A 13,579-nucleotide genomic window follows, 5' to 3' on the forward strand; every position below is an offset into this window, starting at 1 on the left:
CTGGATAATTTCTAACGCTTGTTTGAATTCAGCCTAGCGTACTCGTGTCGCCACGACTAGTCCTCCATGGTGGAAGCCACCCTTCAGGATGGACATCATCATTCAAGATTGAAGGGAGAATCCGCGCCGCATGGGGCGGCACGGGGCAGTGCGGTCAGGTCGTTGGTGTCGAGTGTTGCGCCGCGTTGTCGAGTCGCGCCGGGCGCAGTCGGCGATGCAGCCGGTCGAGGTAGAGATAGACCACCGGTGTGGTGTAGAGCGTCAAGATCTGGCTCAGGATCAAGCCACCGATGATGGTGATCCCCAGCGGCGCGCGCAATGCGGCGTTCTCGTCGGTGCCCAGCAGCAGCGGAATCGCGCCGAGGATCGCCGCCAGCGTGGTCATCATGATGGGGCGAAAGCGCACCACGGCCGCTTCGCGTATGGCCTCGAGCGCGCTCAGGCCGCGTTCGCGCTCGGCACTGACGGCGAAGTCGACCAGCATGATGGCATTTTTCTTGACCACGCCGATCAGCAGGATGATGCCGATCAGGGCGATGAGCGTGAACGGCGTATCGAACAGCATCAAGGCGAGCAGCGCGCCGACCCCGGCCGAGGGCAGGGTGGAAAGAATCGTCAGCGGGTGAATGTAGCTCTCATAGAGAATCCCGAGCACCAGGTAGACCGTTACCAGCGCAGCCAGGATCAGCCACGGCATGGCTTGTATACCGCTCTGGAAAGCGCCCGCGCTACCTTCGAAATCCACCTGCACGGCGGTGGGTAGGCGCAGGTCCTCCACCGTCCGACGGATGCGCTGGGTGGCCTCGCCCAGCGTGACACCGTCTTCGAGATTGAACGAGATCGTGGTGGAGGCAAACTGCCCCTGGTGGTTGACGGTGACCGGGGTAGTGCTTTCCTCGAGATGACTGAACGCCGAGACGGGAATCGCCTCGCCTGCGTCGTTGATGACGTGCAGTCGTGAAATGGCCTTTGGTGCGCTACGGTATTGATCGGCCACCTCGAGGATTACGTAGCGTTGGTCGTCGGCATCGTAGAGACTAGCGACGCTGCTTTGTGCAAAGGCGTTGCCAAGCAGGGTGTCCACGTCCTGCATGTCGACACCGAGGCGCTTGGCGGTATCGCGATCGACCTTCAGTTCCACGGCCTGCCCCTCCCCCTGGCTATCACTGTCGACGCCGGTCAGGCCATCGATATCCTGCATGGCGGTACTGACGCGCTGCGACCAGGTATCGAGCAGCGCAAGCTCGTCGCTCTTGAGGGTGATTTCATATTGCGCGCCTCTATTCTGGCGACCGCCGATGCGGATGTCCTGCAGGGCCATCATCGACGTACTTACGCCGGGCAGGTCGCTCATCGACGTCGCCAGTCGATTGCCGATGGTTTGTGTACCTGCCGCATACTGGCCTTCCTCGAGAGTGATGAACAAGGTCGCCGAGGCGCCACCGCCACGGCCGCCCATGAAGCCCAGCACGCTATGCACCTCGGGGGCGCGGGCCAGCCGTTCGCGAATGGTACGCAGCTTGGCCGACATGGCATCGAACGACAGGCTCTGGTCGCCGCGCACGAAGCCGATCAGTCGTCCGGTATCCTGCTGAGGAATGAAGCCCTTGTCGATGGCGACGTAGAGGTAGCCGTTGAGCACGATCACGCCGACCAGAGAGAGTAGCGTCAAGCGCCGATGGCGCAGGGCGACATCCAGGCTGTGCGAGTACAGTCGCTGACAGCCTTTCCCGAAGGCGAGCAGAGCAGCTTCCCAGCGCCGGGGCCGGCGCTCGCGTTCCGACCGTAACCAGCGCGCACAGAGCATCGGCGTCAGGGTCAACGAGACCACCAGCGAGACTAGCACCGCTAGCGACAGGGTCATCGCGAATTCGAAGAACATGCGTCCGATGAAGCCGCCCATGAAGAGCAACGGCAGGAAGACCGCCACCAGGGACACGCTCATCGAGGTCACCGTGAAGCCCACTTCGCGTGCCCCTTGCAGGGCGGCTTGCCGGGGTGGCACACCTTGTTCGATATGCCGGGCGATGTTCTCGACCACCACGATGGCGTCATCGACGAGAAAGCCGATCGATACGATCAGTGCCATCAATGACAGCGTGTCGAGCGAAAAGCCCATGACATGCATCATCGCGAAGGTGCCGATCAACGACACGGGAATCGCCAGACTGGGAATCAGCGTGGCGCGGGCGTTGCGCAGGAACAGGAACACCACCAGCACCACCAGCGCGATGGCCAGCATCAGGGTGAGTTGGGTTTCGTGAAGCGAGGCGCGAATGCCCGGTGCTCGGTCGAGCTGCACGCTGAGCGCGGCACTTTGCGGCAGCTGGCTTTCGATAGATGCCATGCGTTCGCGGATACCGGCGATGGTGTCGATGACATTGGCGCCGCTGCTGGCGCTGATGACCAGCAGCACGGCCGGTTGCTCATTCTGAAAGCCCACGTTGTAGCGGTCTTCCACGCCGTTTTCGATATCGGCGACATCACTCAAGTGCATTACCGCGCCGTTCTCGCCACGCGCCACGATGAGATCCTCGAACGCCTCGGCTTGCATCAGCTGCGAGTCGGTGTCGACCTCCCAGCGTGTAGCGGGGGATGCCACGAAACCGGTGGGCGTGCTGGTAGTAGCACTGCGTATCGCATTGGCCACGGCCGTCAGCGATACGCCCGCATGCTCGAGCCGCCGCGGATCGAGTGACACGCGTACCGCCGGAGAGGAACTACCGCCGACATTGACGTCACCGACACCGGGAACCTGCAGGATCGGCGGTGCGATGCGTTCGTCGGCGAGCTGGTAAAGCTCGCTGGTGGGCAGCGTGTCGGAGGTGACCGAGAGGATCATGATCGGCGCCGCTGCCGGGTTCATCTTGCGATAGCTGGGGCGGCTGGTCATGGCGCTGGGCAGCAGTGGTTGGGCATCGTTGATCGCGGCTTGCACCTCACGTGCGGCGTCGTCGATGTCCTTGTCGAGCGCGAACTGGACGGTGATGCGTGTCGAGCCGTCCGAGCTGCTCGAGGTCATCTGCGAGATACCGGATATGCTCCCCAACGAGCGTTCCAGCGGTGTGGCCACGGTGGAGGCCATGGTCTCAGGGTTGGCGCCGGACAGGTTGGCGTTGACCACGATGGTGGGGAACGACACGTTGGGCAGCGGTGCGACGGGCAGGCGCTGGTACGCCAGCAGGCCGAGCAGCACGACCCCCAGCGCCAACAGCGCGGTACCTACCGGACGGCTCACGAAGGGGCTGGAGACGCTCACGCATCCACCTCGGTGTCATGCGCATTGCCACGCCGGCGCCAGCGTTCGGCCAGCCGGTCGAAGAACAGATAGATCACCGGCGTGGTGAAGAGCGTCAGCAATTGGCTCAGCAACAGGCCACCGACCATGGTCATGCCCAGAGGGCGTCGCAACTCGGCCCCGTAACCGCTGGCGAGCATCAGCGGCAGCGCCCCGAGCAGGGCGGCGCAGGTGGTCATCATGATCGGCCGAAAGCGCAGCAGCGCGGCACTGTGAATCGCGCGATACGCCGACATGCCCTGTTCCCGCTGAGCCTCGAGCGCGAAGTCGATCATCATGATGGCATTCTTCTTGACGATGCCGATCAGCAGGATGATGCCGATGATGGCCACCATGCCCAGGGCGTTATTGCTGAGCATCAGGGCCAGCAAGGCGCCGATGGCCGCCGAAGGCAGAGTCGAGAGGATGGTCAACGGATGGATGTAACTCTCGTAGAGCACGCCCAGCACGATGTACATGGTGATGACAGCGGCGGCGATCAGCCACAGCGTGTCACGCGTCGAGGTCGTGAACGCCAGCGCGGTACCACGGAAATCGAGCTGCGTGTCGGCGCTGAGTACACCATCGCGGGCCGCTTCCACGGCATCGAAGGCATCCGACAGCGAATAGCCGGGCGCGGCATCGAACGACATCAACGCCGAAGGGAACTGGTTGAGGCGTTGACGCGATAACGCGGTGGGCGCTTCCTCCATGCTCACCAGGCTTGACAGGGGCACCATGGCGTCGTCGCTACCACTGACATACAACCGGGAAAGGGCCTCGGGGCCGGCATCGTCACCATGCGTTGCGCCCAGCACCACGCGATACTGGTTGGATTGGGTGAAAATCGTCGAGATCAGGCGTTGGCCATAGGCATCGTAGAGGGCATCGTCGATGTCGGCGACCGAGATGCCGAGTCGACTGGCACGATCGCGATCGATACTGACCTCGAGCTTGCGTCCCGCGTTCTGAAGGTCGGTGGCGATATGCGCGATGGCCGGCGCATCCTCGAGACGCTCGGTCATCGCCGAGACATCTTGCGCCAATTGGTCGCGATCGCCCTGAGTCAAGGCGAACTGATAGGGATACTGGCTGACGGTGTCTTCTAGCGTCAGATCCTGCACCGGCGTCAGTGCCAGGTCGATGCCGGGGACATCGGCGGCGGCATCGAGCAGCCGCGAGATGATGGCGTCCAGGTCGGCGTCGCGCGCGTCCAGATCGGCCAGGTCGATTTGCAGCCGGCCGCTATTGAGTGTGGTGTTGGTGCCGTCGATACCGATGCTCGAGGCGATATTGGCCACGGCGGGATCGTCCATCAAACGTTCGGCAAGATCCTGCTGACGCGCCGACATGGCACGATAGGACGTCGTCTGCGTGGCCGTGGTGATGCCGCGCAAGGTGCCGGTATCTTGAATCGGGAACAACTGCTTGGGTGTCATCCAGAATAGTACGGCGGTCAGCACGAAGGTGCCCAGTGCTACCCATAGCGTCGCCGTCTGGTGTCTGAGTACCGTGTCCAGGGCACGTTCGTAGCCGCGTGTGAGGCGCCCGAAGAGGCCTTGGCGGCTGCGTACCATGGCTTCGTCATCGAGGGCGTGAGCGTCGCTCTCGGCATCGTCGGTGCGACGTCTCAGCCAGCGCGCGCAAAGCATCGGCGTCAGGGTCAGGGAGACGAACGCCGAGATGACGATGGAAATCGCCAGCGTCATGGCGAATTCACGAAACAGCACACCGACCACCCCGCCCATGAACAGCAACGGGATCAGTACCGCCAGTAACGAAACCGTCAACGAGAGGATGGTGAACGCGATCTGGCGCGATCCCTTGAGCGCTGCCTGCAAGGGCGTTTCGCCGCGCTCCAGGTAGCGCGTGATGTTCTCGAGCACTACGATGGCGTCGTCGATGACGAAGCCGGTAGCGATGGTCAGCGCCATCAAGGTGAGGTTGTTGAGACTGAAGCCGGCCAGGTACATGGCGCCGAAGGTGCCGACCAGCGACAGCGGCACAGCCAGGCTGGGGATCAGCGTTGCCGGCAGGTTACGCAGAAACAGGAAGGTGACCATGATCACCAGCGCGATGGCGAGGACCAGCTCGAACTGTACATCCTCGACGGCGGCGCGGATCGTGGTGGTGCGATCGCTCAAGATGTCCACGTCGACGCTGCCCGGCAGGCTCTCCGATAACGCCGGCAAACGGCGTTCGATCGCGTTGACCACGCCGACCACATTGGCGCCTGGCTGGCGAAGAACATCGACCAGGATGGCGGGCTCGCCGTTGGCCCAGGCCCCCAGCTTGGTGTTTTCCGCGCCGGCGTTGATGCTGGCCACGTCGCTCAATCGCAGCGGTGCACCACTCTCGTACTTGAGGATGAGATCGCGGTAGCCCGCGGCAGAGGTCAACTGGTCATTGGCGTCGATGCTATAGGCGCGGTAGGGCCCGTAAATCGTGCCCTTGGCCTGATTGACATTGGCACTTTCCACGGCGCTGCGCACGCTGGACAGGTCGAGCCCATGCGCGGCGAGCTGACGCGAATCGACGTCGATGCGTACCGCAGGACGATTACCACCGGCAAGCCGTATCTCGCCGACGCCACTGACCTGGGCGAGCTTCTGTGCTAGGCGGTTATCGACCAGGTCGTGGACCTCGGTCAACGGCAAGCTGTCGGAGGTCACCGCTAGCGTCAGAACCGGCGTATCGGCGGGGTTGACCTTGCTGTAACTCGGCGGACGTGGCAGGTCGTCGGGCAGCAGGGTTTCCGCCTGATTGAGAGCGGCCTGTACCTCCTGTTCGGCGACGCCAAGATCGCTATCGAGGTCGAAACGCAGCGTGATCAGCGAGGCGCCCCCGGTACTGGTCGAGCTCATGTCCTCGAGGCCGACGATTTCCCCCAGCTCGTCTTCCAGCGGGGCAGTGACGTGGGACAGCATGACGTCCGGCCCCGCCCCGGGGTACAGCGTGGTGACCTGAATGGTGGGAAAATCGACCTCGGGCAGCGACGAAATGCTGAGCAGCCGGTAGGAAAACGCGCCCGTGATTATGATGGCCAGCATCACCAGCGAGGTGGCGACCGGCCGCAGAATGAACAGCCGCGATGGATTCATGAAGCATCTCGCGGTGTCTGTGTGGCGGCGTCATCGTCGGTCATCGAGGAGGTGCTGGCTTCTCCTGGCAAAGCGTGGCTGACGACGCGCACCTTGGCGCCGTCACGCAGGCTATCGACGCCATCGACGACCACGCTCTCGCCCACCGAGACGCCGCTGGCCAGGGCGCTGCGATGATCTTCGCTGGCGCTGACCTCGACAGCGTGGCGAGTCACCGTGTCGTCGTCGCCGACGACGTATACGAAGAGGCCCTCCTGGCCGGTCTGCACGGCGGGTGTGGGCACGATGACGCGGTCACGCAACGTATCCACCGTCAGGCGCACATCGACGAAAGCGTTGGGGTAGAGACGCCTTTTCGTGTTGTCGAAGCGCGCACGGAGACGCACGGTGCCGGTAGCAGTGTCGATCTGGCTGTCGATACTGGTGAGCCGTCCCACGAGGCGTTTGTCACCCACCGTGGTGACCGTGACGACTGGCGCGTCTCCCGACTGAAGTTGCTTGTGCAATGTCGGTACGTACTGGCTGGGCAATGAGAAGACCACCGAGATCGGGTCGAGCTGGGTGAGCGTGGCAATGGGGTCGTCGTCGCTACTACTGACCAGGTTGCCGGGATCGACGTTACGGATGCCGATAATGCCGTCGCTGGGCGCGGTGATGCGGGTGTAGCCCAGCTGAATGCGAGCGCTTTTGATATCGGCCCGGTCGCTGGCCACGGCGCCTTCGTACTGGCGTACCAATTGACGTTGCTGTTCGAGTTCCTGACGGGAGATCGACTGACTCTGCGCCAAGGTCTCGTAACGTTCGAGATCCTCGCGGGCCGATTTCAGCTGTGCCTGATCCTGAACGAGCTGGCCCTGGGCGGCGGCGAGCTGGGCCTGATAGTCACGCGGGTCGATGGTGGCCAGGAGTCGACCTTTTTCGACACGCTCGCCTTCCTCGAAGTCCACCGAGAGCAGTTCGCCTTCGACACGTGGATACACATCAATGCTCGATAGCGAGCGCACCGTACCCAGCGCCCCGACGGTAATCTCGAGGTTGCCGCGTTGGGCCTCGATGGCGGCCACGGCCGTGCTTCTCTCGTCTCGTGCATTGGCCGGCGCATCGCTTGGCTGGTCGTCGCTTTGCCAGTTTGGGAACCACCACACGGCGAGGGCGATCAAGACGGCGATGAGGAGCGTGATCCAGAAACGGCGAGAGTGGGACATGACGGGGCATCGATCCTTGTCAGAGACATTCCGGTGCGGGGCACGCGTGCTCGACGAGCGGCCACGTGTCACCGGGGTGAGAGGCGTATTGTAACGAGAGGTTCCCTTTTTATTCAGCGTTCCCTAGCGACGAATCGGTTAGGTGCTCATGCACAGTCTAAGGGGGAGGCGGGAAAGAATTAAGGAAGGATAATGCAAAAACACCCGATGCGAATGCATCGGGTGTTCGGGTCAGCCGTCATGCCGATACAAGCGTCGTCATGCCTTGCGGCGTGCCGGTGCGTCATGGGCGACGTAATAGTCGACCTCGGCGGGGGGGAGCGGATCACGCCCGCGGACCTTGTCGGCCATTTTTTCGGCGATCATGATCGTCGGCGCATTGAGGTTGCCGGTGGCGATCACGGGCATGATCGAGGCATCGATGACACGCAGCCCTTCGAGCCCGTGCACGCGTCCCGCGCCGTCGACGACCGCCATCTCATCATCGGCACTGCCCATCTTGCAGGTACCGGCGGGATGGTAGGCAGTCTCGGCATGCTGGCGCACGAACTCGTCGAGTTCCTCGTCACTCTGGACCTCCGGCCCCGGCGAGATCTCGCGCCCACGGTATTCGTCCATCGTCGGCTGCTCGATGATCTCGCGGGTGATGCGAATGGCGTCGCGGAACTCCTGCCAATCCTTTTCCTTGGACATGTAGTTGAACAGGATGCTGGGTGCGGCCTTGGGGTCGCGCGAGGTCAGACGAATACGGCCACGGCTCATGGAGCGCATCGAGCCGACGTGGGCCTGAAAGCCATGGGCCTGCACCGCGCTCTTGCCGTTGTAGCTGATGGCAATCGGCAAGAAGTGGTACTGCAGGTTGGGCCACTCTTCCTGGTCGTTGGTACGAATGAAGCCGGCCGCCTCGAACTGGTTACTGGCGCCGACGCCCTTGCCGAAGAACAGCCATTCGGCACCGATCTTGGGCTGGTTGTACCACTTGAGTGCCGGATACAGCGAAATGGGCTTCTTGCACTCGTACTGGATGTACATTTCCAGGTGATCCTGGAGGTTTTCGCCGACGCCCGGTAGCGCGTGTACCACGGGAATGTCGAATTCCTTGAGGTGCTCGGGGTTACCCACGCCGGAGCGCAGAAGGATCTGCGGGGAAGCAATGGCACCCCCACACAACAGCACATCGCGACGTGCATGGGCCTGCTGCGTTTGGCCTTTGCGTTCGTAGCGCACGCCGGCGGCACGCTTGCCTTCGAACTCGATGATGTCGGTCGTGGCATGCGTCTCGATGGTCAGGTTGGACCGCTGCTTGGCGATATCCAGGTACCCGCGCGCCGTGGACGCCCGACGCCCGTTGGGCGTGGTGGTGCGGTCCATGGGGCCGAAGCCTTCCTGCTGATAGCCATTGACGTCCTCGGTGGCCGGATAGCCGGCCTCGATGCCCGCGCGGATGAAGGCACCGTAGAGCTCATTGTTGCCTTCCTTGGGCGTGGCTACCGAGACTGGGCCATCGCCGCCATGATAAGCATTGGGCCCGATGTCGCGTGTCTCGGCACGCTTGAAGTAGGGCAAGCATTGCAGGTAGTTCCAATCTTCCAGGCCGGGAATCTTGGCCCAGTTGTCGTAATCCAGTGCGTTGCCGCGCAGATAGCACATGCCGTTGATCAGCGAGGAGCCGCCGAGCCCCTTGCCGCGACCGCACTCCATGCGGCGATTGTTCATATGGGGTTCGGGGTCGGTCTCGAACGCCCAGTTGTAGCGCTTGCCTTGCAGCGGATAGGCAAGTGCTGCGGGCATCTGCGTGCGAAAGTCGAAGCGATAGTCGGGGCCGCCGGCTTCGAGCAGCAGCACCTGTACGTCGGGGTCTTCGGTGAGTCGCGTGGCGAGTACGTTGCCGGCGGAACCGGCGCCGATGATGACGTAATCGAATTCACGGGTCTGAGACATGGGGCCTCCCTGGGCAAGGACAAAGGTGGAAGATGAGCCTTTCCGTCGACAAGTCTGCGCGAGGGCGCTGTAAACCCTTCCATGGGCGCTACATTCGCCATCCATGGCGATGACCCTCGCTTCGCCTTATCCCCGGCGCTCATCTCGCGAATAGCGCCAAGTAGCGATCAGAACGCCGACTCGAAGGGCCCCATTTCGATCTGCACTGACTTGATCTGCGTGTACTGATCGAGCGATGACAGTCCGTTTTCACGGCCGATGCCCGATTCCTTGTAGCCGCCCACCGGCATTTCCGCCGGGGAGTCGCCCCAGGTGTTGATCCAGCAGATGCCGGCCTGCAGACGATGGATGACGCGGTGCGCGCGGTTCAGGCTTTCGCTGAACAGCCCGGCGGCAAGGCCGTAGCCGGTGTCGTTGGCGCGACGAATGACTTCTTCCTCGTCGTCGAAGACCAGGATCGACATGACCGGACCGAAGATTTCCTCGCGCACGATGCGCATGTCGTCGCGGCAATCGGTGAACACCGTCGGCGCGGCCCAGGCGCCTTTCGCCCAGTCGATACCCGACGCATTGCCCTGGTTCCAGCGGCCGCCACCGACCAGCAGGCGGGCGCCTTCCTGGGCGCCAAGATCGATATAGCTCTGTACCTTCTCCTGGTGCTCGAAGCTGACCAGCGGGCCGAAGTTGACCGCCGGATCGAGCGGGTCGCCCGCCTTGATGCGTTCCACGCGCTCCTTGATCTTGGCTTCGAAGTCCGCCTGGACCGAACGGTGGATAAAGACGCGCGTGCCGTTGGTGCAGACCTGGCCGCTGGAGTAGAAGTTGGCCATCATCGCGGCATCGGCGGCACGCTCGAGATCGGCGTCTTCGAAAACGATCAACGGCGACTTGCCACCCAGTTCCATGGTGACTTCCTTGAGCGTCGAGCCCGCCGCGGCGGACATGACCTTCTTGCCGGTGCCGGCTTCGCCGGTGAAGGTGATCTTGTCGATGTCGGTGTGGTTGGTGAGCATCTGCCCGACGCGCCCATCGCCCTGGACGACGTTGAATACGCCATCCGGGAGGCCGGCTTCGGTCAAGATTTCCGCCAGTTTCAGGGTGGTCAGCGGGGTAACCTCGCTGGGCTTGAAGACCACGGCGTTGCCTGCAGCCAGCGCCGGCGCGGACTTCCAGCAGGCGATCTGGATGGGGTAGTTCCAAGCGCCGATGGCACCGATGACGCCCAGCGGTTCGCGGCGCGTGTAGAAGAACGAGTCCTCGCGCAGCGGTACCTGGGTGCCTTCGATGGAGGGCGCCAGGTTGGCGTAGTATTCCAGCGAATCGGTGCCGGTGACGATGTCCACGGCCTGCGTTTCACTGATTGGCTTGCCGGTGTCCAACGTTTCCAGGTGGGCCAGTTCGTCGTTGCGTTCGCGCAGTAGCGCGACGGCGCGATGCAGGATACGGCTGCGTTCCATGCCGTTCATGGCAGCCCACACACGCTGGCCTTCACGGGCGGAGGCGACGGCACGGTCGACATCGTCCTGAGAGGCCTGCTGGATGCTGGCCAGCACGCTGCCATCGATCGGGTTGATCGTGTCGAACGTCTCGCCGGATGTAGCGTCGACGAATCGACCGCCGATGTAGAGTTTCTGTGTCTCGAAAGTGGCCATGAGGTCCTCCCGCGTCGTGAATGTGTCGTGAATGAAAAGTGTCGAGGTCTGGCGTCAGGCGTTTATCGGCGCTTGAGACGTAGCGTGAGCGAGCTGCTCTTCCACATAGTCATAGGCCAGTTGTCGCGCTCGGTCGACATCGATGCCTTGTGGTGCGAGCGCGCCGCGTAGCCAGAGCCCATCGATCATCGCGGCCAGACCGCGTGCTGCCTGCTGTGCGTCGGGCCTTGGTAGGCAGCGTTGAAAGTGGTGACAGATGTTCGAATATAGTCGCCGATCATTGACGCGCTGCAAGCGCTGCAGATCGGGACGGTGCATGCTGACCGACCAGAAGGCCAGCCAGGTCTTCATGACGGTCTTGTTGACCTGACTGCGGTCGAAGTTGCCATCGATGATGGCATGCAGGTGCTCGCGTGCGGACTCGACATCGTCCCGGGCACGACGCTGTGCGACGGCGTTGCCGAGATCCCAGAGAATCTGACGCATGGTCGATTCGAGCAACCCGTCCTTACCGCCGAAGTAGTGGCTGATGATGCCCGCCGAGACGCCGGCACGCTTGGCGATCCGCGCGATGGTGGCATCTGCCAGGCCGACGTCGTCGATGGCTTCCAGTGTCGCTTGAATCAACTGGCGGCGGCGAATGGGTTGCATACCGAGCTTGGGCACCGGGCATTCTCCTTTGCTGACGTTCGGGGTAGCCTGCGTATGTACCATACGAGAGCCACTCGACGTCAGATCATTATGGAATGTTTTTATTGAACGTTCAATCAATAAAAAATCTACTATCTTTCCATGATAAATGAAATCCATTGTGGAAAAGAATCACCGAATTCATTTAGCATAAAAAAACGTTATTGAATCGTCATTCAATTCCGACACCAACGCAAGGGAGAATCACATGTCCAACAAGACCCCATTGATCGCGCTGCTGGGTAGTGCAACGTTGCTTTCTCCGCTGGCCATGGCAGACACGCCGGAGGCTTGCCAGCCCGTGCGTTTCGCCGAAGTCGGCTGGACCGACATCACCGCCACTACCGCCTTGACCCGTGAGGTGCTCGAAGCCCTCGATTACGAAACGACGTCCGATACCGTCTCCGTGCCTGTTGCCTATGCCGGGATGAAAAACGGTGACTTCGATGTGTTCCTGGGTAACTGGATGCCGTCGATGGCGTCGATCAGCGACGAATACATCGAGAAGGGGCAGGTCGATCGTCTCGGGGCCAACCTGAAAGGGGCCAAGTATACCTTGGCGGTACCGCAATACGTGTATGATGCCGGTGTCACCTCGGTCAAGGATCTGGACGATCACGCGGCCAAGTTCGGCAGCAACTTGTATGGCATCGAGGCGGGCAACGACGGCAATCTGATCATCCAGCAGATGATCGATGATGATGCCTTCGGTCTTGGCGACTGGAGCCTGGTGGATTCTTCCGAGTCGGGCATGCTTGCCGAACTCAATGCCAGGACTCAGGACGAAGAATGGATGGTGTTCCTCGGCTGGGAGCCGCATCCCATGAATACCAACTACGACATTGCCTATTTGAAAGGCGCCGATGACTATTTCGGTCCCAACTTGGGCGGCGCCACGGTGTATACCAATACACGTGGTGGGTACACCGAGGCGTGCCCGAATGTCGGTGAGTTGCTCAACAACTTGCGTTTCACGCTGCCCATGGAAAACAAGATCATGGGTGAGATCATGGATGGCGGCAAAGATCCGCGCGACGCGGCGCGTACTTGGTTGCAGAACAATCCGTCCGTGCTTGACGAGTGGCTCAAGGGTGTGTCGACCGCTGACGGCAAGCCAGGTTTGGAAGCCGTGAAGAAAGAGTTGGGTATCAATAGCTAAACGCACGCTTCGCGTACGCCATGGGCTTGCCAATCGGCAAGCCCATGTGCATAATTCGCTCCCGTCGCAAGCGTTCCTGTCTTGCGATATGTGGCTACGTAGCTCAGTTGGTTAGAGCACATCACTCATAATGATGGGGTCCCCTGTTCGAGTCAGGGCGTAGCCACCACCTTCCTGTTAGATTGTCTGCTGTTTCGGCACTCCTTGCCTCTCTCATGATCGTCGCTTTGTTCTTCTGTCCCTGCGTTCCATCGAACGTGGTGTCTTCCCTTGCTATCTATTACGTTCGTTCGTCGGCCCCTATTGCTGCCACGATGATTGTGAAAAGGTACCCGAGGGGCTTGAGAATCGCTGCTAGGGGGCTGTTTCAAAAGGGGAAGATGATGCGCCCCGAGATAGGGGATAGGCAATGAATTCACTTTCAGTCTTGACGCCCTCGAACGAATCCGTATACTACGCCGCGTGCTCCGGCATCGTTCCCCGATAGCTCAGTTGGTAGAGCAAATGACTGTTAATCATTGGGTCGCAGGTTCGAGTCCTGCTCGGGGAGCCAA

7 protein-coding genes and 2 tRNA genes are annotated in these 13,579 nt (G+C 61.7%); 3 read left to right on the plus strand and 6 right to left on the minus strand.

What is annotated here, in order from left to right; all coding sequences use genetic code 11:
- Positions 1-154 precede the first annotated feature (154 nt).
- From RVY79_RS14450 to betI, 6 genes are all read right to left on the minus strand, one after another.
- Positions 155-3,259, minus strand: a complete 3,105-nt coding sequence (locus tag RVY79_RS14450; protein WP_317465067.1) for an efflux RND transporter permease subunit — start codon at positions 3,257-3,259, stop codon at positions 155-157.
- Positions 3,256-6,378 (minus strand): efflux RND transporter permease subunit, encoded by a 3,123-nt coding sequence (locus tag RVY79_RS14455; RefSeq protein ID WP_317465068.1) that lies wholly within the window; start codon positions 6,376-6,378, stop codon positions 3,256-3,258. The genes RVY79_RS14450 and RVY79_RS14455 overlap by 4 nt, the downstream gene beginning before the upstream one ends.
- Positions 6,375-7,583, minus strand: a complete 1,209-nt coding sequence (locus RVY79_RS14460; protein WP_317465070.1) for an efflux RND transporter periplasmic adaptor subunit — start codon at positions 7,581-7,583, stop codon at positions 6,375-6,377. The genes RVY79_RS14455 and RVY79_RS14460 overlap by 4 nt, the downstream gene beginning before the upstream one ends.
- A 258-nt stretch (positions 7,584-7,841) precedes the next feature.
- A complete protein-coding gene (gene betA, locus RVY79_RS14465) occupies positions 7,842-9,524 on the minus strand; it encodes a choline dehydrogenase (RefSeq protein ID WP_317465071.1) in 1,683 nt (560 codons plus the stop codon).
- Positions 9,525-9,691: 167 nt separating this feature from the next.
- On the minus strand, positions 9,692-11,176 hold the full coding sequence (betB, locus tag RVY79_RS14470; RefSeq protein ID WP_317465073.1) for a betaine-aldehyde dehydrogenase: 1,485 nt from the start codon (positions 11,174-11,176) through the stop codon (positions 9,692-9,694).
- Positions 11,177-11,230: 54 nt separating this feature from the next.
- On the minus strand, positions 11,231-11,842 hold the full coding sequence (gene betI, locus RVY79_RS14475; RefSeq protein WP_317465074.1) for a transcriptional regulator BetI: 612 nt from the start codon (positions 11,840-11,842) through the stop codon (positions 11,231-11,233).
- Positions 11,843-12,074: 232 nt separating this feature from the next.
- Between betI and RVY79_RS14480 the strand changes: the two genes are divergently transcribed.
- The 3 genes from RVY79_RS14480 (at position 12,075) to RVY79_RS14490 (ending at position 13,578) form a co-directional block, all read left to right on the plus strand.
- Positions 12,075-13,025 (plus strand): choline ABC transporter substrate-binding protein, encoded by a 951-nt coding sequence (locus tag RVY79_RS14480; protein ID WP_317465075.1) that lies wholly within the window; start codon positions 12,075-12,077, stop codon positions 13,023-13,025.
- A 92-nt stretch (positions 13,026-13,117) separates the two neighbouring features.
- Positions 13,118-13,194: transfer RNA gene (locus tag RVY79_RS14485), tRNA-Met, on the plus strand.
- 308 nt (positions 13,195-13,502) lie between these two features.
- A tRNA-Asn gene (locus tag RVY79_RS14490) sits at positions 13,503-13,578 on the plus strand.
- The last annotated feature ends 1 nt before the right edge of the window (position 13,579 follow it).

The sequence above is a fragment of the Chromohalobacter sp. HP20-39 genome, assembly GCF_033052815.1.
In the GTDB taxonomy this organism is placed as follows: domain Bacteria; phylum Pseudomonadota; class Gammaproteobacteria; order Pseudomonadales; family Halomonadaceae; genus Chromohalobacter.